Origin of the sequence: Pseudoteredinibacter isoporae (genome assembly GCF_011602085.1) — a bacterium.
GTDB lineage: Bacteria > Pseudomonadota > Gammaproteobacteria > Pseudomonadales > Cellvibrionaceae > Pseudoteredinibacter > Pseudoteredinibacter isoporae.
The window spans coordinates 124,685-149,303 of sequence record NZ_JAAONY010000002.1 but is presented as its reverse complement, the minus strand read 5'-3'; the positions used below and the strand labels follow the sequence as shown (position 1 = coordinate 149,303).

Sequence of the window (24,619 nt, the reverse complement as noted above, 5' to 3'; positions counted from 1 at the left end):
TAGTGATGCGCTATAAACACCAAAGCGGTAATAGCGCAGCGACTTCCATAAACTACTGTTCAAATATACAATCCTCCTTTGATTTAACGATTTTGGAAGACCGTTTTGACAAAAGCCGCCCAACGTAATGATCAGAGTGCCCAAGAGCACGGTATAGACCCCCAGCAGCGTCTGTTTCGCTTGCTGAGAGAAGGGGCGCTTATCGGCCTGGTGTTGCTTTGTGCCTTCCTCTTGCTGTCATTGTTCTCCTACAGCCCTGCAGACCCGGGTTGGTCAAGAACCGGCTTGGGAGACGAGATCAGCAATACCGGCGGACCGACGGGTGCCTGGCTGGCGGATGTCTTCTTTACCCTGTTTGGCTACATCGCCTATGTTTTCCCAATGCTATTGATCTACCGAATCTGGAAGGTCTTGCGTGATCAGCAGCGCAGCTTCGATTGGGTGCTGCTCTCCTTGCGTACTGTAGGTCTGGCTTTGGTGATGGCTGGTGGTACGGGTATCGCAGCGTTGAATTTTGCTTCTGAGCTGTCAGCCTTGCCGTTTTCCAATGGTGGCATTCTCGGTGCATCGGTGTCTGGTTCGGCGTTGGCAGCCTTTGGTTTTGTTGGCGCAACGTTGTTAATGGTCGCGATTTTCCTGTTCGGTTTGACCATTTATGCGGATATCTCCTGGCTTAAGGTGATGGACGATACCGGCCGAATCACTTTGAATCTCAGTGGGCGTTTGATTGAAAAATATCAACACTGGCAGGAAAACCGGGTGCAGCAACAACAGGTTGAAGAGGTCGTCGAAAAACGTCGCCAAGCTGTGGCCGAGAGCATTAAGGTGGAAGCAGAACGTGTGCCGCCAATCATCACTGAGCCACCGAAAAAATCTAAGCCGGTGAGCAAACGGGTTGAAAAAGAGCGTCAGGTACCGTTGTTCGATGCTCCCGTGAGTGGCGAACTGCCGCCGTTAAATTTGCTGGATCCGGCAGACCCTCCAAGTGGCAAAGGTTTCTCAAAAGAAAACCTTGAGGCCTTGTCGCGTTTGCTGGAATTAAAACTGAAAGACTTCAACGTTGTCGCTGAAGTGGTTTCGGTATTACCTGGGCCAGTGGTTACCCGTTTTGAAATCCAGCCCGCTCCGGGAGTAAAGGTCAGCCGAATTACCAATCTCGCAAAAGATCTCGCCCGTTCGCTAGCAGTGATCAGTGTGCGTGTTGTGGAAGTCATTCCTGGCAAGTCGGTGGTGGGTATCGAAATACCGAATGAGCATCGCGAAATGGTGCGTTTGCGGGAGGTGCTTGAAGCGCCGGCCTATGAAGACTCCCGCTCGCCATTAACCGTCGCATTGGGGCATGACATTGCTGGTCAGGCGGTGGTTGCGGATATTGCGAAAATGCCACACTTGCTGGTAGCCGGTACAACCGGTTCGGGTAAGTCTGTGGGCGTAAACGTAATGTTGTTGAGCCTCTTGTATAAATCAACCCCGAAAGAAGTGCGTTTGATTCTGGTCGACCCGAAAATGCTCGAACTGTCGATTTACGAAGGCATTCCCCATTTGCTGACGCCGGTGATAACGGATATGAACGATGCCTCCAATGGTTTGCGTTGGAGTGTGGGTGAGATGGAGCGTCGTTATAAATTGATGGCCGCCGTGGGCGTTCGGAACCTGGCAGGTTTTAATCGCAAAGTTGAAGAGGCGATTAAAGCCGGCGAGCCGATGCCTGATCCACTTTGGGTGCCCGAAGAAAATTTTGAAGCGGGTCATGAGCAGGCGCCAGCACCAACCTTGGAGCCATTGCCCAGCATTGTGATTGTGATCGATGAGTTTGCCGACATGATGATGATCGTTGGCAAAAAAGTGGAGCAGTTGATTGCACGTATTGCCCAGAAAGCGCGTGCGGCAGGTATCCATTTGGTGTTAGCGACTCAACGACCATCCGTGGATGTCATTACGGGGTTGATCAAAGCGAACGTACCTTCGCGCATGGCGTTCCAGGTGTCTTCTAAAATTGATTCTCGAACCATTCTTGATCAGGGCGGGGCGGAACAATTATTGGGCCACGGTGATATGTTGTACCTGCCACCGGGCACCAGTGTGCCGACGCGTGTTCACGGTGCATTTGTAGACGATCATGAAGTTCATAAAATTGTAGACGATTGGAAGCGTCGCGGTGAGCCTTGTTATATCGATGGCGTTGTCGATGAGAGCACTAATGAAATTCCGGTTCCGGGACTGTCAACCGAAGGAGAAGACGGCGGTGCAGATGAAGCTGATGCGCTTTATGATGAAGCGGTTGCTTTTGTGACTGAGTCGAGAAAAGCCTCAATTTCCTCGGTGCAGCGTAAACTGCGCATCGGATACAACCGTGCTGCGCGACTTATCGAAACCATGGAAGCTGCGGGTGTGATCAGTGCAGCAGGGCACAATGGCAGTCGTGAAGTATTGGCGCCTCCACCACCGAAACATTAATTTACATATTGCCCGTTGAACGGTTCATGCCTCGTTAACCCGGGGCTCCGAAAATAATGACATCAACCGGTAAGATAGAGATCAGCAACATGAAAAAAATAACAACTTCGATTGTGGTGGCATTCGGCGTATTTTTAATGTCCGCATTAAGTTCAGCTGGTGAAAGTGTCACAAGTTCTGCGGCGTCAGATTTGTCAAAACGTCTGTTAGCTATTGACAGCCTGCAGGGTAAGTTTCAGCAAACCCTAACCGCCGATGACGGTGAGTTACTGCAGGAAAGTGCAGGTGATTTTGCATTAAATAAACAGGGACAGTATCGCTGGGAGACGAAAGAGCCCTTTGCCCAATTGCTGATTGGCGATCGGGAATCCCTGTTGTTGTATGATCCGGATCTTGAGCAGCTTAACCGTCGAAAATTGAGTGAAGCCGAGCGTCAAACTCCGCTGTTTATTTTGAGCAGTCAGGAACGAGCCCTGGATGAAAATTACGATGTTGAAATGATTGAAAAGGGTTTTCAGCTCAAGCCAAAAGATTCTTCAAATAGCTTCAGCACTATGGATTTACTGTTTGAGGCAAATCTACCCAGTGAAATTATCGTGCTGGATAGTCTCGGTCAGAAAACCCATATTCGCCTGATTGAAACCCAGGCAAATCAAGTATTACCGCCGTCCATGTTCAGCTTTGAACCGCCACCGGGAACCGATATCGTCGATGAAGGATGATCTGTTCGGAGGCGATGACAGCTTTCAACCGCTGGCCGCAAGAATGCGGCCGCGTTGTTTAGAGGATTATGTTGGGCAGGAGCATCTATTAGGTCCAGGAAAACCTATTCGGGAATCCATTGAGCGTAACAATCTGCACTCCATGGTGTTATGGGGACCGCCGGGAGTGGGCAAAACCACTTTGGCGAAAATGCTGGCTGAACTCAACGACGCCCACTTCGAAACATTATCCGCAGTACTGGCCGGTGTAAAAGATATTCGCGCGGCCATTGAAAAAGCGCGCCAGGTTGCTGCCAGTTTTGGGCGCAAAACCATTCTCTTCGTCGATGAAGTCCATCGTTTTAACAAAGCCCAGCAGGATGCTTTTCTGCCTTTCGTTGAAGACGGTACCGTTATCTTTATTGGCGCCACCACCGAAAACCCTTCCTTTGAGCTAAACAATGCATTGCTCTCCCGCAGCCGTGTTTATGTGCTGAAAAGCTTGTCCGCTGAGGATATTTTCAAGGCGCTTAAGAAAGCTGCAGACGATAAAGAGCGCGGTCTGGGTAGCCTGGCGATTCAAGTCGATGATGATGTATTGATGGTGATCGCCCAGTCTGCAGACGGCGATGTCAGGCGTGCCTTGAATTTACTTGAGATTGCCAGCGATATTGCCACCGAATCTGAGCAGGGCTTGCTCATTGATCAACAGGTTCTTGAGCAGGTGTTGGCGAATGAAAGCCGCCGCTTCGATAAAGGGGGAGACCTGTTCTATGAACAGATTTCGGCTCTGCACAAATCGGTGCGCGGTTCCAGTGTTGATGGTTCTTTGTACTGGTTCGCGCGTATGCTCGATGGCGGTTGCGATCCATTGTATATTGCTCGCCGAGTTGTGCGCATGGCTTCTGAGGATATTGGTAACGCCGACCCTAGAGGATTACGTTTGGCGCTGGATGCCTGGGAGGTGCAGGAGCGCCTTGGCAGCCCCGAAGGCGAGCTGGCCATTGCCCAGGCGATTGTGTATTTAGCCGCAGCACCGAAGAGTAATGCGGTGTATAATGCGTACAAGCGCGCCCGCGCTGATGTGGCAAGCTCCCCAAGCTATGATGTTCCCATGCATTTGCGCAATGCGCCGACCCGCATGATGAAAGATATGGATTACGGAGCGGAATACCGATACGCCCATAATGAATCAGAGGCCTATGCCGCTGGTGAGCGTTATTTGCCTGATGAAATGGACGAGGTGTGTTATTACGAGCCGGTCAATCGCGGGCTGGAGATCAAGATCTCCGAAAAATTGAAGCGTTTACGTCAGTTGGATGACGCTCACCGGGCGAATGCTGAAAAGGGGAGCGGCAACTGAGTGAATTTTGACCGCCGCCTCATCGTTATGTGCGATGAACCTGTGGTGGAAGGCTCAGCATATAAGGCTCAGCAATATCTATGTTGATGTTCTGACCGACTGAAGGCACAGTACTGTTTTCTGGCTCACTTGCCTGGAACAGTACTGGAACAAGAAATAGAGCGTGCAAACATGATCAATCAGTGGATAGCTGTCGCAGCAGGAGGGAGCCTTGGTGCCCTGTGCCGCTTTGCGGTCGCGAACTACTGGTTGGTGCCAGTGGCAGGGCGCCTGCCGCTGGCGACCATTTTTGTCAATTTGCTGGGCTCGGCCTTGATGGGCTTTATTTATGTACTGATTGTTGAAGAGCAGTGGTTTAATCCGGAGTGGCGGAATGTCTTGATGGCAGGTTTCCTCGGTGCTTTTACCACCTTTTCGACATTCTCACTTGAGGCCTTGAGCCTTTGGCAAAACCAGAATCATGAGCTGGCTTTGTTATATATAGCGTTGAATGTTGTTGGCAGTCTGTTGTGTGTCTTTTTAGGCGCGCAACTGGCCATGAAGATTATCTAGTTTGTCTGATCGTTAAGGCGATCATAAGAAGGTTAAAGACTATGTTGGACCCAAAAATCGTTCGTACTCAGGCTGAGGATATTGCCAAGGCTTTAACGAAACGTGGCTTTGATTTGGATGTCGCGACCATCCAGGCCCTGGAGGAAGAGCGCAAAGAGATTCAGGTGAAAACCGAAGCTTTGCAGCAAGAGCGCAACAGCAAGTCGAAAAATATTGGTAAAGCCAAAGCCCAGGGCGAAGATATTGCACCTTTGCTGAAAGAAGTGGAAGATTTGAAGGGTTCCCTCCAGGAAGCTGAGCAACAGTTGCACGCTGTGCAGTCCAAAATGGACGAACTGCTGAGTGGTGTACCGAACGTGCTGCACGAGAGTGTGCCAGAAGGGAATGACGAAGACGATAACGTTGAAATCGCCCGTTGGGGTGAGCCGCGCAATTTTGACTTTGATGTTAAAGACCATGTTGATCTGGGCTCAGATTTGGGTGGTCTGGACTTTGAAACCGCCAGTAAAATTACCGGCTCTCGTTTTGCGGTTATGCGTGGCGGTGTTGCGCGCCTGCATCGTGCCCTGATTCAATTTATGCTGGATACCCATATTAACGAACATGGCTATGAAGAAATTCAGGTGCCGTTTATTGTTAACAAGGATTCTTTATTTGGCACGGGTCAACTTCCAAAGTTTGAAGAAGACTTGTTCAAGTTGAATGATGACCGCGACTTCTACCTGATTCCAACGGCTGAAGTACCGATTACTAACGTGCTGCGCGATGAGATTGTGCAAGACGCTGCTCAGTTACCCATTCGTTACACCTGCCACACGCCGTGTTTCCGCAGCGAAGCAGGCAGCCATGGTCGCGATACTCGTGGCATGATTCGTCAACATCAGTTTGAAAAGGTGGAGTTGGTTCACTTCACCACGCCTGAACAATCCGAGCAGGCGCTGGAGGAACTGACAGGGCACGCGGAAGCGATTTTGCAAAAACTGGGGTTGCCGTATCGTAAAGTCATTCTGTGTGGTGGCGATACCGGTTTCTCCGCCGCGAAAACCTATGATTTGGAAGTCTGGGTGCCGAGTCAGGAAAAATATCGTGAGATTTCTTCCTGCAGTTTGTTTAACGATTTCCAAGCACGCCGCATGAAAGCACGTTTCCGTAATGCTGATGGCAAGCCGCAGCTGCTCCACACACTGAATGGTTCCGGTCTGGCGATTGGTCGTACGCTGGTGGCAATTCTGGAAAACTATCAGAATGCCGATGGCTCCATTGACGTGCCGGAAGCCTTGCGTAGCTACTGCGGTGGCTTGGAGCGAATCGAAGCGTCCTGAGCAGGACGCTGCTCGTCCCAATAACAGGTCCTGAGGTCCTGCTATGGATTATTTTCCATTATTTCATGATCTGCGCGGTCGCCACTGCCTGGTGGTTGGCGGCGGTGCGGTAGCCGCGCGCAAATTGCGTTTGCTGCTGAAAACACCCGTCCGTGTTGTTCTTTTTTCTCCCGATCTTCACCGCGAAACTCGTGAGCTTGTTGATGAAAACTCCAATCGAGTGAGCTGGACAGCCCAGCGTTTTGATCTGGATAAGGATTCGGCTCAGCTAGATCAGCAAGCTTTTGTTATTGCAGCTACCGACGACGCTGGTTTCAATAAGGCATTGGCTGCACTGTGCAAGCAGAAAAACGTCGCAATTAATGTGGTCGATCAACCTGAATTGTGCACCATCATTACCCCTGCGATTGTGGATCGCTCGCCAATTGTCATCGCGATTTCAACCGCTGGCAAAGCCCCGGTGTTAGGTCGGCGCATTCGTCGTCAGCTGGAAGAAAACTTGCCGGCCAATCTGGGGCGTTTTGCCGAATTGCTCGGTGATTTTCGAAAAAAAATCAGCAAAAAGATTACTGATGAAAAACAACGCTTGCGCTTCTGGCAGTGGTTGGTCGATGGCCCGGCACAGGAAGCTGCGTTAAAAAATCAACTTGATGAAAGCCGGGATATTATCGATCGAGCACTGGAGCACAGTGATAAAGAACTTTCATCTGAAGGCGAAGTTTATTTAGTGGGGGCAGGACCCGGTGACCCGGAGCTCTTGACCTTAAAAGCTCTGCGATTGATGCAGCAGGCGGATGTGGTTTTGTATGATCGTTTGGTGTCACCTGCGATTATGGATTTACTTCGCCGTGACGCTGATCGTATCTATGTCGGTAAGCGGCGCTCGGATCATGCCGTCCCCCAGGAAGATATTAATCAGCTTCTGGTGAAATTGGCGAAAGAGGGTAAGCGGGTTTTACGCTTGAAAGGCGGCGATCCATTTATCTTTGGGCGCGGCGGGGAAGAGCTGGAAACCTTGGCTGAATCGGGTGTCAGCTTTCAAGTTGTTCCCGGCATTACTGCGGCATCGGGTTGTGCCAGTTACGCAGGTATTCCATTAACCCATCGCGATTATGCACAATCGGTTCGTTTTATTACCGGTCATTTGCAAAACAATCAGGAAAACATTCGCTGGGCAGAATTAGCGGCGGCGGATCAGACACTGGTGTTTTATATGAGCTTGGTGGGCTTGCCGACAATTTGTAAAGCGCTGATAGATGCCGGTCGAGATAAACATACACCAGCGGCGTTGGTTGAAAAGGGGAGTTGTCCCGAGCAGCGGGTGCTGATTTCCGATTTAAATAAACTGCCGCAAGAGGCTGCGCAGCATCAGTTCCGAGCACCAACCTTATTGATTATTGGTGGTGTTGTGGCTCTGCATAAGCAGCTGCACTGGTTTCAGGGACAAGATCGATTGATCAGTGGTTGATGTGCGAGTTCAACATCCGGACATAAAAAAGGCCGCGTTATGCGGCCTTTTTTATTAGTTGGTTTTCAGTGATGAACTGAAATCAAGCCTGGCGCTCATGCAGCGCATCTTTAATTTTCTCACGCATGGAGCGCAAACTGGCTTCGGTGGTTTCCCAGTCGATGCAGGCATCGGTGATGGAAACACCGTAGGTCAAATCATCCAGGTTCTCAGGTACTTTCTGATTTCCGGGGCCGATATTGGATTCCACCATAATACCGATAATAGAGCGGTTACCTTCGAGAATTTGATTGGCCACATTGTCCATAACCAGAGGCTGAAGTTCGTGGTTTTTATTGGAGTTTGCGTGGCTGCAATCCACCATAATGTTCGGGCTGACACCGTGCTTTTCCAATTCCTGCTCGCACATTGCGACGCTTACGGAATCATAGTTAGGCTTGCCATTACCACCACGCAACACAACGTGACCATAAGGGTTGCCCTTGGTGTGGGTAATCGCCACCTGGCCGTTTTCGTTGATGCCCAAAAAGCGGTGAGGGCTGGAAACAGATTGCAGGGCGTTAATCGCGACGGTCAGGCCGCCATCGGTACCGTTTTTAAAACCCACTGCCGAAGACAGACCGGATGCCATCTCACGGTGGGTTTGGGATTCGGTGGTGCGAGCACCAATAGCAGACCAGGAAATCAGGTCTTGTAAATACTGAGGTGAAATCGGGTCCAGAGCTTCGGTGGAAGTGGCCAGCCCCATCTCGGAGACATCGATCAGTAGCTGACGACCAATGTGCAGGCCTTCCTGAATTTTAAAGGAATCATCCAGATACGGGTCGTTAATCAGACCTTTCCAGCCAACGGTGGTGCGTGGCTTTTCAAAGTAAACGCGCATAACAATATAGAGCGTATCTGACAGTTCGGCAGCCAGTTCTTTCAGGCGGCGAGCATAATCCTTGGCGGCGTCTACATCGTGGATGGAGCAGGGGCCGATCACAACCATCAGGCGGTGGTCTTTACGATCCAGAATGTCGCATACCGCTTGACGGCCTTCCTGTACGGCGCTTTTGGCTGCGTCGCTCAGAGGCAGTTCCTGCTTGATTTCCGCAGGAGAGATCAAAACCTCCTGGGAGTTGATATTAAGGTTTTCGATCTTGTTGCTATGGGTATTGCTCATGGTTATCTCTAAATCAGACTTGTTATTCTCACTATTCTACTCAATTCTTGCTGGCAGGGCTCCCCCTGCCAGCTAATTTTTATCAATTTGGGCGATAGCGGAGACTAATCAATGAGCTTAAGGGTTTGCATCAGGGGGAAGTAGAGCGCCCGCTGGACAGGTTCGTCACCGAGGCCCTTGAGCAAACGCTGATATTGGCTGAGTTGTTCGTGATAGCTGGTTTGTTCTTCGGCAAAGAAATCCTCTTCACTTTGCCCCGGGCTGGGCAGGCTGCTCTTGTAATCGATTAGCCAGCGTTTGCCTTCGCTGATAAAACAGCGGTCGATAATGTATTCCCGGTTGGATTGGGTATCCCAGAGGCGCCATTCGAAACGGCTGTCCTGATGCTGATTGTTTAATAACCAACGTCCTTGCTCATCATCAAGCGTCAAGGCAAGGGCTTTATCAATCAGCTGGCAGGCTTGCTCGCAGGCATTGGGCCATAAGCCAAGTTGTTGCAGTTGAACTTTCCAAAATGGGCGTGCAGCCTGTCGACGCTCCTCTGTCCAAGTGATGATCCCGTCTTCCCCGATTTGTTGCAGGCAACGATGCAGCACGGTGCCGAGGTGGCGATAAAATAACTGTTCGACGTTGTAACTGTCCGGCAGGTTGTCCTCATCGGCGAATTCACGTCCACGATAGCTGGCCAGAAGCTGGCTTTCCGGGAATTCCGGGCTCTGCCAACGTTCATCCAATTGCAAATTAAAATCTTCGCTGGGGTGGCGTTGTTGGACGTCAGGTCTTTCATCAGCACGAGCGCCGTTATCTTCCTGGAGGGGGTAAACGTTCAGTTCTTCGCTAATCGATGGCCAAATTTTGGCGAGCAGGGAGCTGCTTGAAGGCGTTTTCAGGGGCAGGTTTGATAGCGGTCCGTTTTCCTCGGCACTTGCGAGCGCTTTTTCATCGATGGGCAGTGCGGCATAGAGGTGAAGTTTCTTGATGGCGCGAGTGCAGGCCACGTAAAGTAGTCGTGTGGCTTCATACTCGGTTTTGAGTTTTTCTTCTTCCCGCAATAACTGGTAGAGACCGTTTTGTGCGGCGAGTGCTTTTTCGTCAAGCTGACTGTTAAATTCCCGGCTTGCCAATGGTGCCATCAGCAAATCACTGTGGCCGCTATCATTAATTCTCTGTTGCCAGAGAAAGAGGGCGTTTTCATTGCTTCTCGGACGGCGATCCAGTTCCGGAATAAAAACGTGATCGAATTCCAGACCTTTTGATTTGTGAATCGTCATCACCTGGAGTTTAGGATCACTGTCTGTGGCCGGGCGCGCAAACAGAGTGTCGACTTTGCTGCGGAAGAGTTGCCACTCTTTAATGTGCCAACCTTCGCTTTCCAGCAACTCGAAATAGGTTTTGGCGTTGTCGATGTCGGCCTCTTCCAAGAGGCAAGCTGGGCCGCCAACGCTAAGCCAAAAACCTTCTATCCACTGACGTAAAGGCTTTCGACCGCGATTTTCCTGAGCCGCCAGAAAGTGATCCATAAACCATTGCAGGCGTTTTTGGCTGGATGGCTTGAGTGCGTTGAGAAAATGGCTTTTCAGCAGTGTTGAAAAAATAAGCGGACGCTTAAAACCATCGCTGAGTCGCTCTTCTTCGGGGGTATCTTCGGACCAGTTGCACAGGGGCCACAGCTCTTGCAGATTAAAACCCAATAATGGGCTGCGCAGAACGCTGAGCCAGGCCAGCCGATCACTGGGATAGAGCAGGCAGCGGGTGAGATTGATCAAATCTTCGATGGCCATTCGACTGGCCAGAGGATCAATGTCGGTCGCTTGCCATTTCAAATTACGTTTTTCCAAAGCCTGCAAAACGGCGGTAAGGTGAGGGCGGTTGCGAACCAATATTGCAATGCTGTCTTCAGGGGCGTCTTGCCGAAGGTTGGCAATGGCTTCGGCGATATGCTCAGCTTGTTGTTCCCGCGCACGATCTTTGTCTTCATTGTCTTTGTAAGCGAGAATATGACTTTGGCAAGCTTGCCCCGGAAGATTGTCTTTAAAGGCGACACTGTCACTGTACCGTACGGCTCCACGACCAATGTCATCTTTTGCGGGAAACGCTTCCCGGAATACTCGGTTTACCCATTCAACCACACCGGTTTGGGAGCGAAAATTAACACTCAGATCCAATGCTTCAAGTGGAACAGAACCAATACCCTGACGCCGGGCCTGCAAAAAGATACCGACGTTGGCGTCGCGAAACCCGTAACAGGATTGCATGCCATCACCAACGATGAATAAGCTGCGGCCATCACCAGCCTCCCAGCCAGCGGTGAGCTTTTCCAGCAATTGCAGCTGTGGTTGTGCGGTATCTTGAAATTCATCAACCAGAATATGACGAATTTGATAATCCAGTTGCAGTGCAATGTCGGTTGGCTGTTCGTCACTGCCAAGCGCCTGCAGAGCCGCTTGGGAAACCTCAATAAAATCACTGGCACCCAGTCGACGGAAAACCAGCTTGAGTTCCGCAGCGATGACCACCATCAAATAACTGAGACTGAGCATCATGGGTTCCAGGCTTCGGCAGGAATCCAGTTGCGGCAGCAGTCGCAGTAATTGTAAATCTTCCTCAAGCCCTTCGCGTTCGCTGAGCTGACTAATGAGAGTTTTAAACGCTTTCTTTTTTTCGTCAGCTATTTGTTTTTCGGCCTTATCTTTTGGACTGATAAAGCCAATGTTTTTATTGAACTGTTTACGCCAACCGGTCTGACTCAATAACAAATGGCTGAGCTGTTGCCAGGCAGGGAGTTCTTCGGCATCGAGTTCTGGCAGTCCAGAACGTCCATGCCATTGTTCCAGATCACTTTTACCTTCCTGGGCCAAATTGTGCGCGGCATAGTCGGCCAGGGTGCTCAGTTCACTGGCCTCGTAGGCAATACTGTTGGCAATACGCTCGAGGCATTCCTCGATCCAGGTTTTCAACGCCTGGGTATTGAAGGGTAGATAACTGTCGGCTCGGCTCGGATCTGTTGGCGCCTGCTCATTTTCGGCGACTGCTTTGGCGTCAAAATACAGGGGCAGCAATGTATGTAACCACTGATCTCGTTTGGCGAGCAGGGCGACCATGAGTTCTTGCAGTTGGGGCAGTTGATTGTCCAGATGGCGTAGTGCGTGGCGCCAGTGGTAGTACAAGGTGTCGTCTTGCTCGATGCGGGAAAATACAGATTGCACAGCCTGCTCGTAGGCCTGATTTGGGTTATCTAAAGTATCTGGCAAGGCTCCCAAGCCTGAGGCGAGCGGCAGCTGCCGCGCCAGGCTGCGACAAAAGCCGTCAATGGTTTGTACACGAATTCGATTTGGGCTTTGTAATAACTGCCAATTGTTTTTGCTGTCCTGTTCCAGCACATTCTTGGCGAGTTTCCAGGTCAGGGCGTCATGGGGATTTTCAGGAGTTTGTTCGGTGCCACTGGCCTGAACAATCGCTTGATGTATCCGGTGCTGCATTTCAGCGGCGGCTTTACGGGTGAAGGTAATGCTGAGGACTTCTTCCGGGTGTTCGCACAGGGCAAGCAAGGTCAGTACTCTCTGGGTCAACAGGCCTGTTTTTCCCGAACCGGCCGGTGCGGCTACGGCAAAGCTGCCACCGGGTAAGATGGCCTGCTCGCGAGCTTGGTAATCCTGTACTTCCATAAACGGTTTGCGTCCTTAAAGGGAAAGATCAAATTCAGCCTGCTGTAAGGCGGCCGGCTTATCGTTCCAATAATGGCGTTTGGCATCGAACTCTTTGAGTCTTTGGATGCCTTGTAAATCCTCGCTGTAACGTTTCGCCAGCGCGTCTTTGAAATCCAGCTGTGCCTGCCCTTCGGAATAGTTGATCGCGAGTTGCAATAAATCTGACTGCCATTGCTCTCGCAGCTGAGACCATTGCAGCTCTTCTCCGCTGATCAATCTGGAATCCGCATTGCGAAATTTTTTCTGGAGGGCACCGTCCTGGCTGCTGTGTATGCCTGAAGCAGGTGATTGTTCTCGACTGATGCCGATATATTTCACAGCTTTGGCGTTCAGTTGGGCAAAACTGATCGCGCTGATCGCCGGATCACTCAGGGCATAGAGCGGCAACTGGGGCTCTTCGGGTCTTTCACCCAGCCAGCTTTTCAGATCACATTGTCCGGTTTTGTAATCGATTACGAGATATTGCTCGTCTTCCTGGCGCTCTCTCGATTCGGTACCGGCCTGCAATCTGTCAATTCTGTCGAGCCGCAAATGCAGTTGCAGGGGGCCCAGTCGCAATTCACGACTGCTTTCCAATCCAGCGATGTGAAAAGGTGGGCGTTGCTTATCCTGCTCAACAAAGGCCTGAACAATCGGCAGCAAGCGTTCAGCCTCAAGTGCGCGGTAGCGAGGGCCGAGGTCTCTACGGTAGAGCAGCCCACTCTCAATGGCGTTGTCGATGTGTTTACTGATCAATGCGTTGAGCATCTCATCGTCGAGCCCGAGCAAGGTCTCCTGGGAATCGAGTTCCTGCCAAAAGGTCTCCAGGGCCAGGTGCAAAATGTTTCCGCGTTCGATGGGGGAGATACCAATCTGAACCTCTGGCCAAGGGGTGGCACCCAAACGGTATTGCGCAAAGGCATTGAAAGGGCAAAGGGCTTGTTGCTTTAGCACGCCGCTGCCACCGAGTTTCTTTTCGAGATTGCTGAGTTTGGGCCCTTGGCGGTTATCCACCCAGTGAAAGTAACGGCGTTCAAAGCTGCTTCGGCTGAATTGTTCCAGTTCGTCGAGTGTGGAGCTTGGCAGTAGCTCAGTGGCGTTGGAAAGCGCTTTACTGTCGAGTTTCTCCACAAGTGGACTGCATTGCAATTGCTCTTCGCCCTCACGGCTTGGGTAACTGAAGATAACTTTTTCAGCGCAAAGGCGATAGGCCTCGATCAGTTGGCTGGCGAAGTACAGCTCACGCTCGACACTGGCGTGGGGCATATTGTGTTGTCGTTGCAGTTCAATGGGCAGTAGGGGATTGGCCTGGGGGCTGGGGGGCCATTGCTTTTGCTCCATTCCCATCACCCAGCAGGCATCAAATGCCTGGCCGGAGCCCTCAAGAATACCCAGAATCTGCACTGGACTGTCCGGGGTTTTCGCCTGGAAATGATGACTGCTGGCCAGTTGCTGAAGTTGGTTCAGAAGATCGCTTGCGCTGTACAGGCGACCGAGGTGGTCAAGGCTCAGGAGTTCTTCCAGCAGGCTTTGAAACTGCATGACTTGCTGGTATTCGTTACTGTCCAGACGGCGGCTGCCGGGCCAATTCAGTTCTTCCAGTTGCTGGTAGAAGATCTGTGACCATTGTTTGGCATTGTTGCGGTCCGGGCGTCGTTCCTGGCCGTAAAACAGGTTTTGCAAACGCTCGGCAATGCTGTGATAAGCATCCTCTCTGCTTGGGTGTTCCGCAAGTTTTTGGTCAACCTTGTCAGCGCATTGGCGCAGCTGGGCCGGGCGAATGCGCTCCTGTTGAAGCTTTCTCAGCTGGAATTCCAACTGCTGGCGTTCGGCCTGGGTATAGTCATTGTCCAGCTCAGCGTTTTGATGCCAGAAAGGGCTGTGAATCAATTGGCAGAGTTTTTCAACGTCCAGCTGTTTGAGGTTCAGGCCCAGCAGCCCAAGCGCAGCTTCAATCAATGGGCAGTTAGCCAATGGAAAGCCCGCTGAAAAGTTAAAGGGCAGGGTGTAACGTGCCGTTTTGCTGTAGAGATATTGAGGCTCTAGCACTTCGCTGAAAATTCTTTCAATTTTATCTCGGCGTTGGCCGAGCTTGGGGTCAATAATCCCAATTCTTGGCATGGGTTCTTCATTGTTCTGTGCTTGAGTGAGCTCTTCACGCACAAATTCGGCGCAGCGGCGAATTTCATCATCAGCATCATCACATGGCAGCTTGAAGACCGTATTGCTGTCCAGGTGTTTCAACTGTACGAAGAAAACCTCTTCAGCAATGTTCTGGCTGAGCTTCTCACGCAGAGGTGATAAATCGTCAAAGCCGATCATGATCAATCTGCTTTCGTTTTTTAGAACTTTTTCTGAAAATGCCTGAGTAATGATTCGACACTGTTCGGCGCTGTCGATCAATGAAAGCTTCTGGCAATTCTGGTCAAATTTTAAGCCCCATTGCGCAAGTATCTCACTTTCTTTGTGATTGTATTCAGCCAGAGTATTGCGATTAATTTCCCATTCAGACAAAAGCTGCCAAGCTGAACTTGCCTGTTTGGCCAATAGATCCGGGCAGATAAGTTCAGCGCTTTCTTCAGCGGATTCGATAATCTCTTGCCAAAGAACCAAGCTCTGTTGAGGGCTGATTAACAGCTGGGCTGCGGCTGGGTAGGCTTTGTTTTGCAGCTGTTGCCAGGCATCGTTGAGCCACTGCTGAAAGCTGAGCAGGCGGTCGGAGCTGAAGCTGCTTAAACCCTGTTTACCTTGCTGGGAAAAGTGCTTGAGCAGAAAGCGCCTCTGGCGACTGTTGGCGGTCAGCACGAGGCAATTGTCACCCATTAAGTGACTCAGTTCCCCAATGGACAGGGCTTGGTTTTCCATAGTTCGCCTATGCAGTAAACTTAAGGGCTGGATTCCTTGATCAGTTGGCAAATCCAGTACCGGCACAGTATACCCAAAACCGGGGACTGGTTTCAGAACGAAGGCAATTCAGCGGACATTTAACAGCTTGGAGTAGGAGTTAGTATGAGTACGCAGATTCGTGGGGTTAAGGCTGATTTTACACAGCAGAATACGGTGGATGCCAAGCCCTCGGCGAGTGTCATTTTACTGCGCTCCGGCGGTGATGGTCTGGAACTGTTCATGTTAAAGCGCAATGAACAGTTGTCCTTTTCTCCGGGACTTTGGGTTTTTCCAGGAGGCGCTTTAGAACAAAGCGAAGCCGCTGTGATTGAGCAGGGTTCGGCGGATGAAATTGATGCCGCTTTTAAGTTGGCTGCGATCCGTGAAACCTTTGAAGAAAGTCGTGTGTTGCTGGTAAAAAATGATCAAGGTGCATTGCCAACGCAAGAGGAATACCAGAATTTTTATCGCCAGCACGATTGGCCGAGCTTGGGCGATGGTTTTGATTTTAGCAATGAAATTTCCAAGAATCATTGGCAGGCCGATACCGGAAGCCTGACCCATATTTCAACCTGGACCACGCCCGTTCAGGCCAAGAAACGTTTTCTTACCCGTTTTTATTTGCGTTTTATGCCAGAGGGACAAATGCCTGAAAGTGATGGCAGCGAAACCACGGAAGCTCGCTGGCAGAAGTTAAGTGAGTTGAAAGACCTGATCGATCAGGGGGAGCTGAAGTTGATGTTCCCAACGGAAATGAACATCAGTTGGTTGAGTCAGTTTCAAAATAAAGAGACATTGCTGGAGGCTCTCGAAGAACATACGCCACCAGACGTTATGCCACGTATGGAAAAGCACCCGGAGGGTGTTATGTTGAATATTCCTATCGAGGCCGGCTACGGCATCAGCCAAAGGCTGATGCGCTTATAGTATTGACACATGGGAGTTGGGACTTTTTCGTGTTTTGGCATGTTACGTATCTCAACAGTTTGTTTGAAAAGCGGTAACGTTTTTCCGTCAAAGTGGGCGAATTATGCCCAGTCAAAGTTTGTAAAAATAGCTCAATGACGGTTTCACGGTTAATGGCTACTAACTTTTTATGCACATTATTTCTGCATTTAACTGAAGCCAATAATATTTCCGTGATAATTCTTGATTTGAGCTATTGACATTTATAAGTTGTTGAAAAATAACAAAAAAATATATTAGGTTAAAAAGTATACAATTTGTAGATTGCCCTGATTTTTACGTTATTGAGCCACTTTTCTAAAGTCTATCCACTGAGTTATCCACAGATTCTGTGGAAAAGTGTAAAGGCTCTGTTAAATGACGATTGAGCTGCCGGAATTTTGTCGCGGCAGGAGTTTGCTGTTTAAAAAGCAGCTCCCGCACTGAATAAGTTACTGTGCAATAGATTGAGAAATACCATAAGAACACTATGACCCCTGAACGACTGGAAAAAATCAGGGCGGTACTGAACCGCCGCCAAGCTGACCTCACTGTTATTAATGACGAAGTTCACAAGGGCCGTAACCTGGCCGCCATTATGAGAACTTGCGATGCGGTCGGTATCGACCATATGCACGTGGTCGAACCGAAAGATGGCTATCGCTCCTACCGGGGAACCGCCTCAGGCAGCAATAAGTGGGTTGAGGTATCGACTTACGATTCGGTAAGCGCTGCCATTCGCGAAGTGAAATCTCGAGGCATGAAGGTTGTGGCAGCCCACCTGGACGATAGAGCGGTTGATTACCGCTCGATTGATTACTGTGAGCCCACCGCCTTGTTAATGGGAATGGAGCGCGAAGGTGTTAGTGAGGAGGCTCTGGCGCTTGCGGATGAGACCGTTGTGATTCCGATGATGGGAATGGTCGAGTCTTTTAATGTATCGGTTGCGGCTGCGATTATTCTTTCCGAGGCGCAACGACAGCGCGACGCTCGCGGAATGTATGAAGAGTGTCGTTTGAATGGGGCCCTTTATAAGCGCCGTTTTTTTCAATGGGCGCATCCGCAGGTGGCGCGTTTTTGCGAGGAAAAGGGGCTGGATTACCCCGAGGTGGGCTTGGACGGAGAAATTATTGATGGTCCAGGTTGGTACCATCAAAAAGCCAGAGAAGGCTGATTCAGGCCGTAAAAAGCGGGGTTTTTAGTTTAATCCTCAATCAAATGCTCCAGTGGCATTTCGGTTTTGTACTGAACCTGTTTCAGAGAGAAACTGCTTTTAATGCTGGAGATGCCTTCGTATTGGGTGAGTTTTTCATCCAGAAAATGCTGGTAAGCTGCGAGGTCGGGCAGCGCCACTCGAATCAGATAATCAAAGTCGCCGGCCATTAAATAGCATTCCATAACTTCGGGCCACTGAGCAACGGTCTCTTCAAATCGCTGCAGGAGGTTTTTCACTTGGTGCCCAAGGGTTACCTGAATAAAGACGTGAACATTGACACCAATGGTTTCCGGATTCAGCAGAGTAACGTTGCCTTTAAAATAGCCGGCTTCTTCCAGCATCTTCACACGACGAGAGCAGGGTGAAGGGGATAGGGCAATCATGTCGGCAAGCTCCAGGTTTGAAAGGGAGCCGTCTTTCTGAAGGATTTCCAAAATCTTGCGGTCAGTCTTATCGAGCGTGTGGGCCATGAGTTAAGTCACCATAAACTTCTTGTTTTTTGGTGATTCTAACCAAGATATAAGCTAAAAGCGACCCGCTCCTTATTTGAGAGGCCACGGGTCGGCATGGATACGCTGTTGGCTGCTTATCGATCAGTTGGATAGGGACTTGGAGAACAGGTCAATAGCTGAGACCACCTCATTGGCCCCGGTTTGGATCTTGCCGATCACCTCGCCGGTTTGGCTGGCGAGATCGACACCCCGATTCGCCTGATCCAGGCATTTTTCCATACTGCTTGAGGCGCTGCCGGTGTCTTCTTGAATCTTGCTGATCATGGATGAAATTTCAGAGGTGGATTGGCAGGTGCGGGCGGCCAGCTGGCGGACCTCATCGGCAACAACCGCAAAGCCACGTCCTTGTTCGCCCGCTCGGGCAGCTTCGATGGCGGCATTGAGAGCCAGCAAATTCGTTTGATCAGCGATTTCCTGAATGGTGTTGATGATCGAGTTAATTTCTCCAGATTGCATGTTCAAGCGTTCAATATGCTGAGATGAAGCGTGAACAGATTCGGCAATTTTGTTCATCTCATCCACGGCTTCATTAATGACGCTGCCGCCGCTTTTGGCCACATTCAGGGTTTCATTGGAGATACGGTAAGCAATTGATGCGCTTTCCCGTTCCATTTCGGACTGCTGAGTCTGCTGTGTAACATCTGAGGCAAATTTAATGACTCGATAGAGATTTCCGTCGCCGTCATAGACCGGATTATAGGATGCCTCCAGCCACAGGGTCTGACCTTGAGAATTCACGCGTTTAAATTGACCGGATGAAAATTCCCCGTTGTTAAGTTGCTGCCAAAAGCGATTGTATTCCTGGGACGCAGCGTATTCGGGCTCGCAGAAAATGCGATGGTGTTTACCAATGATGTCCGCCTTACGATAACCCACAGTGCTTAGAAAGTTATCGTTGCAGTCGATGATGGTACCGTCTTTTTCAAACTCGATGATTGCGCTTGAACGATTTAAGGCATCGAGTTTGCTTTTATCTTCGATATCCGCGATGACCTTGGCGCTAATATCGGACGCAAACTTCACAACTTTGATTAACTTTTGATTGGCGTCAAATACCGGGTTGTAGGTAGCCTCCAGCCAAAGTGGCTGGCCTTGTTTGGTAACACGTTTAAACTGGCCGCTGAAAAATTCCCCACGATTCAGATGCGCCCAAAAATCACGATAGGCTTCGCTTGCGGCGTAATTATCTTCACAAAACAGCCTGTGGTGTTTGCCTTGAATTTCCGAAAGGTCGTAGCCTACGGTTTTTAGAAAATTATCATTGGCCGTTATGATTTCGCCACTGGGGCGAAATTCAATGACGGCCATAGAACGGTGAATTGCATTAATGAGCGAGGACTGTTCTGTATGTTCTTCATGAAGTTTTTCATACAGCACTTTGTATTGTTTACCAAACACCTAAGCCTCCGGACCTGAGCCGTTGATCAGTATTGAAAGGAAATCACGAGCGGTGTACTTCAATACTTCTCTGGCGGCTCAATGATTTTCCGCTGCCTTTATTTTGAGTGTAGATGAATAATTAGAGGATGCAGGGGTTTTGGAAAAAGGGGAAATAAATGCAGAAATAAGCCTTAACACTAGGTTGTTTTTTCAAAAAAACTGAACTGTCTTGCTATGCATAATAAAAATTACAGTTCGGCGAGGATGCGGAAACCGATGTTGGCACTGCGGTGTAAGCTGTCTATTCCGCCTCGGCTGTGGCTGCTGATATTTTCAACGCTGTCGCTGTGAGAACCGCCGCGAACCGTTTTTTGCAGGCACTGAGGGCTCTTTCTGGGCTCAGGTGATGTGCTGGCACCCAGGTAGTGGTCGGTGTAGCAATCCATAACCCATTCAGCAACATTGCCCGAGGTATCGTAAATACCAAAGGGATTGGCCGGATAGAAACCGAGTGGGGCCGTTTGACTGCCGAACAATTTGGCAAACTCACTGTTGCAACCGCGCCGACAGTTGGCCATGCGTCGACTGTTGTGTGGCCACCAGTAATTGCCGGCATGGTTTGCCCGGGCCACGTATTCCCACTCAGCTTCGCTCAACAAACGATAAACCCGTCCCGTTTTCTCGCTCAGCCAATCGGTATATTCAACAGCCTCGTGCCAGTTGATGTTGATCACCGGTCGATTTCCGCGTCCCCAGTTATTGTCATCGGGAGTTTTGGCCTTCTGGCCGGTGTCATCGAGATAGGTCTGGTAATCGGCAAAGCTGATTTCAAATCGACTGACCGCAAAATTATCGTCGATGGTCACCTGGCGAATCGGCAAACTGTTGCCATTTGCCTTGCTTCCCATGCTGAAGCTGCCGGTGGGAACGACGATCATTTCCGGGGCCGAGTGGTAGTTATCCAGAGGGTCGCTGAAGGTTTCACCGGCTTCAAATAACTTTTCCAGGGCATAATGCTGGTTGATTGCTTTATCGCTGACTTTGACCCAGCGTTTTAGGGTTTTGAATTTCCGTTTGCTGATCTCAACCAGATAGCTGCCAGCGGCGAGTGGAATCCCGGCTTTGTAGCGAGGCTTGATGTTCAGGATGCGAATGCGATCAGCCTTAGGGGTGCTGCTGATGGTGAGTGGGAAAGTTTCTACAGCGCTCTCCTGCACATCTTCATCGATTTCGGCGATCAAGGCTTCCTGAGTTTCAAGTTGTTCCTGGGTACCCGGGTTTATTGTGCCGGTCTCCAGCGGAGCTTCCGTTTCCGATGTTTCAGCTTGAGCCATATTGTTTGTTAATTCTGAGTGGCTTAAGTCCACGGAGGCATTGCTCAGTGTCGCTGCGAGGGGATCAGAATCGGCAATGCTGGATTCCTTATCTGTTATTGCTTCGGTTTCGGATCCTGCTTCTGTCAGGTTTTGCTCGGAACTTTGAGGTTCAATTTCATCTGTGCTGAGGCTACTGGCCGTTTGTTGCTGTTCATCTGCTAAGGGCCCTTCGGAGTGATTGTAGAAGGCCGCAAAGGCGATCAGGCAGAGAAGGCTTGCCAAAGTAAGCGTTCTGGGGAGATTGCTTTGGCGAGAAGCGGTTTCGCTTAAAATTTCCTCATCAAGCTCCGCTTCGGAAGTGTGTTTTTCGTTAATGGCCGTGGTATAGCGGCTCGCCTGTTGAATCAGGTCTGTGGGATTGTTTTTCTGGGGCGAAAAGAAGCTGAGTTTCTGCCCGATTAAAAACACGTAAGCCTGCAGGCGTTGGAAAAACCCCAATTGCAGTTCTCTGGACCCGCTGAGGGAGTTGTAACTGATTTTGGGAATCTGTAAACCGCTTTCCAGAACTTCAATTCGCTCAATTAATTCTTCACCGGATTGAATGCGTTCGTCCGGGTTTTTGGCCAGCAGGTCTTCCAGCAGAGGTTGGAACAATGCGTGCTGGGTAGGCAGTTTAGGAATTGGCGCTGTGAGGTGTTTGATGGCAATGGCCACCGCTTCTTCAGCCTGGAATGGCAGTTTGCCCGAGAGCATTTCATAGAACACGACGCCTAGGCTGTATAAATCTGAACGACCATCACAGGGTTGACCCTTGGCCTGTTCCGGACTCATGTAGTTGGGTGTGCCTAAAACGGTGCCGGCATGGGTGACACCAAGGTTTTGTTTGATGGCCTTGGCCACACCGAAATCGCTCAGGACGGCACTGTCGTCGGCACGGAACAAGACATTCTCGGGCTTAATGTCCCTGTGCACATAGCCGCATTGATGGGCATGGGCGAGGGCGCCGGCCAATTGCTTAAGAATTTTAACCGCTTCCAGGCCACTGATACCCTTGCGCAGCCTTTGGCTTAATGAGCCCTTCGCCAGGTAGTCCATGGCGATATAGTTGAGGCCCTGATATTTCCCGATGTCGTAAATACCAATAATATTGGGGTGGGAGAGTTGCCCGACGATGGTAGCTTCGCGTTGGAATCTCTCGCTGAAATGAGCATCCTGGGCGAGAGTAGGGCTCATTACTTTGAGCGCGACCTCCCGGCCAATACTTTGCTGTATGGCGAGATAAACGGATGACATGCCTCCCTGGCTGATCTTTCTGGTGATTTGAAATCCGGGAATCTGCATGATCGTTAATCAGTGGGTTTCAAGATGACTCGGTTTGTTCATGTGCAGTTACCAAAACCAAAAGGCACTGGCCAATATTAAAAAGACGATTAGCAATATAAATGCCAGAACCGAAACCGAACTTTGTCCAGAGGCATTTTCGAAATCCAGACTGTCTGGAATTTCGCTTTTATTGCTGCGTTTGCTTCGACTCAGGGGGCGTGTGCGCTGAGTTTTGGGCTCACCATAGCTGATGCCCACCATACTGATGTTGTCTTTGCCGCCAGACTCCAGTGCAGCCTCCTCTAAGTCTAACAGCTGCTGCTCAGGCTCATCGCTCAGAGACAAAATTCTGGCGATCTCCTTGTCGTGCAATTCATCATTGAGGCCATCGCTGCACAAAATGATCAAGTCTCCTGGCAGCCAGAAGCTGTTCAGGGATTCAACTTCAATAGCGTCGTACTCAATTGCGCCGAGGCACTGGGTAATAATGTTCTTTTCCGGATGTTCTCTGGCTTGTTCGGCGGTGATCTGACCAGCATCAATCAGAGACTGCACATAGGAATGATCACGGCTTAATTGCTCAAGCTCTCCATTACGCCAGCGGTAAGCGCGGCTGTCGCCAACCCAGCTGATTTGAAACTGTTCATCGCTGAGTTGCTGCAGGCAGATAAGGGTCGAGCCCATTCCGCTCTGCTGTCCCTCGGACTGATCCAGAATCAGCTGATGGGCAAGACTGAATGCCTCTTTCGGCTCGCTTCCTGTACGAATTGATTGGCTGACAATCTGGCAGGCCAGTTGCGCGGCGACCTCGCCAGCTTGATGGCCACCCATACCGTCGGCAAGCAGCCACAGTCCCTGGTCGCCCATACAGGCGACATAGTCTTCATTGTTTTGTCTTAAACAGCCGGGGTGGCTGCGCGATGTCCAGCTCAATTGCATGCTATTGTCCGTACAATACTGATCTCTATTCCTTGAAATGGACGGCTTCCCTGAGCTGTGCTGCCTGGATATTGCTTGTTGATGCTACTAATGGGACCGCTTCCTGTTGATTCTTTCTAACTCTGTACATACTCAACATAGCATGTTGTTTTGATACGGCGGCTTAACAAACCCGTTGATTATTCTAGTGATAAATAGCTTAGGTTTAGTTAATTCTGGTAATGGCTAATCCGGATTAGGCCAGCTACCTTTGCCTTATGCCAATAGGGTATTAATACATTAATATTAAAAATGCAAAGTTCATAGGCTAGAATGCAAGGCATGTCTCATAATTTAAAGGCTATTCTCGTAAAATTGGCTAAGTGACTGTTTTATGTCTTAATTGCAGGGGTGGAACTTGGCTGGCACTTGGTGCTGAGATCAGGTTCAGGAGTGTCCTACTTCAGGGAAACTAACACAGAGAATAAAGAATGTTAAAACTGCGTTTACGCAATCAATCCCAAAGTTCAGGTTTGCACGAAGTTTGGCTGGTAGAGCCGCGTTTGGTCATTGGTACTGCCAAAGAATGTCAACTTGTGCTCAGCGACGACGGCCTTAAAAAACAACATGCTGTCGTTGATATCAGTGGTGAAAGTTTGCGCCTTCGGGCAATGGGGCCTTTGATTGAAATTAATGGTCGCCCCATTAATGAAGGTGATATGTGCGAGCTGAACACCGGTGACAAGCTGTCGATTGCATCGGTAGTTATGGATGTGGTTGATCCCAAATTGGAACGCAGAGACGTCAAGCCGGTGAATGTCGGAGCCCAGGCTGCTAAAAGTAATAAGCAGGAGTGGGCACTGAAGGCGAATCATTCGGCGTTATCTGATCGAGTGTATACCTTGTCCGAGCAAACGGTAGTCGGTCGCTCCAGTGAATGTGACATTGTATTGGCTGCGGCGCATTTGTCGCGCCAGCACGCCCGTTTGTTTATCGATCAGGGTGCCCTGTATGTGCGTGATCTGGGTTCCTCCAATGGTACTTTTTTGAATGGTGTGCGAGTCGAAGAAGCCCGTGTCAGACGTGGTGATGAGTTGGCGTTCGACAGCTTGAGCTTTGGTGTGTTGGGCCCGGCCGAAACTGTGGATAAAACCCTTCTTCGGGCTCCGGTAAACCCTACGGTGGCGCGCCCGGTACGAGCTAAAGCCGCAGCTGCAGAGGATGCAGGGTCTGCAACTACGCCGGACCTGCAGAGAGCTCGCCCCCAGCTGGATAAAGCTCCTGAGCATGACAAGGCCTCCGAGGCCAAGAAAGGGGGCTCTGCGGGCACCGTATTGGCAATTACAGCCGTGCTGGTATTGGCGGTTGTAGTGATTGCGAAGTTCACCAACATTATTTAGTTTGAATCT

The 24,619-nt window shown here is 50.1% G+C and carries 16 protein-coding genes; 9 read left to right on the top strand and 7 right to left on the bottom strand.

Annotation, left to right across the window (positions count from 1 at the left end; all coding sequences use genetic code 11):
* Positions 1-153 precede the first annotated feature (153 nt).
* The 6 genes from G8768_RS09310 (at position 154) to cysG (ending at position 7,863) form a co-directional block, all read left to right on the top strand.
* Positions 154-2,457, top strand: coding sequence for a DNA translocase FtsK (locus G8768_RS09310; protein WP_341801014.1), 2,304 nt, complete (start codon positions 154-156; stop codon positions 2,455-2,457).
* An 89-nt stretch (positions 2,458-2,546) separates the two neighbouring features.
* Positions 2,547-3,179 carry an outer membrane lipoprotein periplasmic chaperone LolA gene (lolA, locus tag G8768_RS09305; RefSeq protein WP_166844401.1) on the top strand — a complete coding sequence of 211 codons (633 nt, stop codon included), beginning with the start codon at positions 2,547-2,549 and terminating at the stop codon, positions 3,177-3,179.
* Positions 3,169-4,521: a replication-associated recombination protein A gene (locus G8768_RS09300; protein WP_166844399.1), complete on the top strand. Its 1,353-nt coding sequence runs from the start codon at positions 3,169-3,171 to the stop codon at positions 4,519-4,521. Before lolA ends, G8768_RS09300 begins: the two co-directional genes overlap by 11 nt.
* Positions 4,522-4,692: 171 nt before the next feature.
* On the top strand, positions 4,693-5,073 hold the full coding sequence (gene crcB, locus G8768_RS09295) for a fluoride efflux transporter CrcB (protein WP_208020149.1): 381 nt from the start codon (positions 4,693-4,695) through the stop codon (positions 5,071-5,073).
* A gap of 41 nt (positions 5,074-5,114) precedes the next feature.
* The gene (gene serS, locus G8768_RS09290) at positions 5,115-6,395 is read left to right on the top strand and encodes a serine--tRNA ligase (protein ID WP_166844397.1); all 1,281 of its coding nucleotides are present in this window, start codon (positions 5,115-5,117) and stop codon (positions 6,393-6,395) included.
* 43 nt (positions 6,396-6,438) lie between these two features.
* Positions 6,439-7,863 (top strand): siroheme synthase CysG, encoded by a 1,425-nt coding sequence (gene cysG / locus G8768_RS09285; RefSeq protein ID WP_166844395.1) that lies wholly within the window; start codon positions 6,439-6,441, stop codon positions 7,861-7,863.
* 82 nt (positions 7,864-7,945) lie between these two features.
* On the opposite strand, the gene G8768_RS09280 is transcribed toward cysG, so the two are convergent.
* From G8768_RS09280 to G8768_RS09270, 3 genes are all read right to left on the bottom strand, one after another.
* Positions 7,946-9,028 (bottom strand): 3-deoxy-7-phosphoheptulonate synthase, encoded by a 1,083-nt coding sequence (locus G8768_RS09280; protein ID WP_166844392.1) that lies wholly within the window; start codon positions 9,026-9,028, stop codon positions 7,946-7,948.
* A gap of 104 nt (positions 9,029-9,132) precedes the next feature.
* Positions 9,133-12,693: a UvrD-helicase domain-containing protein gene (locus G8768_RS09275; protein ID WP_166844390.1), complete on the bottom strand. Its 3,561-nt coding sequence runs from the start codon at positions 12,691-12,693 to the stop codon at positions 9,133-9,135.
* A gap of 15 nt (positions 12,694-12,708) precedes the next feature.
* On the bottom strand, positions 12,709-15,579 hold the full coding sequence (locus tag G8768_RS09270) for a PD-(D/E)XK nuclease family protein (RefSeq protein ID WP_166844388.1): 2,871 nt from the start codon (positions 15,577-15,579) through the stop codon (positions 12,709-12,711).
* A 144-nt stretch (positions 15,580-15,723) separates the two neighbouring features.
* Here G8768_RS09270 and G8768_RS09265 point away from each other — a divergent pair, with 144 nt between their 5' ends.
* Together G8768_RS09265 and trmH are read left to right on the top strand one after the other, a co-directional pair.
* Positions 15,724-16,527: an NUDIX hydrolase gene (locus G8768_RS09265; RefSeq protein WP_166844385.1), complete on the top strand. Its 804-nt coding sequence runs from the start codon at positions 15,724-15,726 to the stop codon at positions 16,525-16,527.
* Between the two features lie 508 nt (positions 16,528-17,035).
* The gene (trmH, locus tag G8768_RS09260) at positions 17,036-17,719 is read left to right on the top strand and encodes a tRNA (guanosine(18)-2'-O)-methyltransferase TrmH (protein ID WP_166844383.1); all 684 of its coding nucleotides are present in this window, start codon (positions 17,036-17,038) and stop codon (positions 17,717-17,719) included.
* A 29-nt stretch (positions 17,720-17,748) separates the two neighbouring features.
* On the opposite strand, the gene G8768_RS09255 is transcribed toward trmH, so the two are convergent.
* The 4 genes from G8768_RS09255 to G8768_RS09240 all read right to left on the bottom strand — a co-directional run bounded on the left by G8768_RS09255 (position 17,749) and on the right by G8768_RS09240 (position 23,231).
* Positions 17,749-18,231 carry an Lrp/AsnC family transcriptional regulator gene (locus G8768_RS09255; RefSeq protein ID WP_166844381.1) on the bottom strand — a complete coding sequence of 161 codons (483 nt, stop codon included), beginning with the start codon at positions 18,229-18,231 and terminating at the stop codon, positions 17,749-17,751.
* Positions 18,232-18,354: 123 nt separating this feature from the next.
* On the bottom strand, positions 18,355-19,671 hold the full coding sequence (locus tag G8768_RS09250) for a methyl-accepting chemotaxis protein (RefSeq protein ID WP_166844379.1): 1,317 nt from the start codon (positions 19,669-19,671) through the stop codon (positions 18,355-18,357).
* A gap of 230 nt (positions 19,672-19,901) precedes the next feature.
* Positions 19,902-22,310: a bifunctional serine/threonine-protein kinase/formylglycine-generating enzyme family protein gene (locus G8768_RS09245; protein WP_166844377.1), complete on the bottom strand. Its 2,409-nt coding sequence runs from the start codon at positions 22,308-22,310 to the stop codon at positions 19,902-19,904.
* A gap of 48 nt (positions 22,311-22,358) precedes the next feature.
* Positions 22,359-23,231, bottom strand: coding sequence for a PP2C family protein-serine/threonine phosphatase (locus tag G8768_RS09240; RefSeq protein ID WP_166844367.1), 873 nt, complete (start codon positions 23,229-23,231; stop codon positions 22,359-22,361).
* Positions 23,232-23,701: 470 nt separating this feature from the next.
* Between G8768_RS09240 and G8768_RS09235 the strand changes: the two genes are divergently transcribed.
* Positions 23,702-24,610, top strand: a complete 909-nt coding sequence (locus tag G8768_RS09235) for an FHA domain-containing protein (RefSeq protein ID WP_166844364.1) — start codon at positions 23,702-23,704, stop codon at positions 24,608-24,610.
* Positions 24,611-24,619 lie beyond the last annotated feature (9 nt).

Bases quoted from the DNA above. Each gene is read 5' to 3' on its own strand.
- lolA (WP_166844401.1), top strand. From the start codon at position 2,547: ATGAAAAAAATAACAACTTCGATTGTGGTGGCATTCGGCGTATTTTTA.
- G8768_RS09300 (WP_166844399.1), top strand. From the start codon at position 3,169: ATGAAGGATGATCTGTTCGGAGGCGATGACAGCTTTCAACCGCTGGCC.
- crcB (WP_208020149.1), top strand. From the start codon at position 4,693: ATGATCAATCAGTGGATAGCTGTCGCAGCAGGAGGGAGCCTTGGTGCC.
- serS (WP_166844397.1), top strand. From the start codon at position 5,115: ATGTTGGACCCAAAAATCGTTCGTACTCAGGCTGAGGATATTGCCAAG.
- cysG (WP_166844395.1), top strand. From the start codon at position 6,439: ATGGATTATTTTCCATTATTTCATGATCTGCGCGGTCGCCACTGCCTG.
- G8768_RS09280 (WP_166844392.1), bottom strand. From the start codon at position 9,028: ATGAGCAATACCCATAGCAACAAGATCGAAAACCTTAATATCAACTCC.
- G8768_RS09275 (WP_166844390.1), bottom strand. From the start codon at position 12,693: ATGGAAGTACAGGATTACCAAGCTCGCGAGCAGGCCATCTTACCCGGT.
- G8768_RS09270 (WP_166844388.1), bottom strand. From the start codon at position 15,579: ATGGAAAACCAAGCCCTGTCCATTGGGGAACTGAGTCACTTAATGGGT.
- G8768_RS09265 (WP_166844385.1), top strand. From the start codon at position 15,724: ATGAGTACGCAGATTCGTGGGGTTAAGGCTGATTTTACACAGCAGAAT.
- trmH (WP_166844383.1), top strand. From the start codon at position 17,036: ATGACCCCTGAACGACTGGAAAAAATCAGGGCGGTACTGAACCGCCGC.
- G8768_RS09255 (WP_166844381.1), bottom strand. From the start codon at position 18,231: ATGGCCCACACGCTCGATAAGACTGACCGCAAGATTTTGGAAATCCTT.
- G8768_RS09245 (WP_166844377.1), bottom strand. From the start codon at position 22,310: ATGCAGATTCCCGGATTTCAAATCACCAGAAAGATCAGCCAGGGAGGC.
- G8768_RS09240 (WP_166844367.1), bottom strand. From the start codon at position 23,231: ATGCAATTGAGCTGGACATCGCGCAGCCACCCCGGCTGTTTAAGACAA.
- G8768_RS09235 (WP_166844364.1), top strand. From the start codon at position 23,702: ATGTTAAAACTGCGTTTACGCAATCAATCCCAAAGTTCAGGTTTGCAC.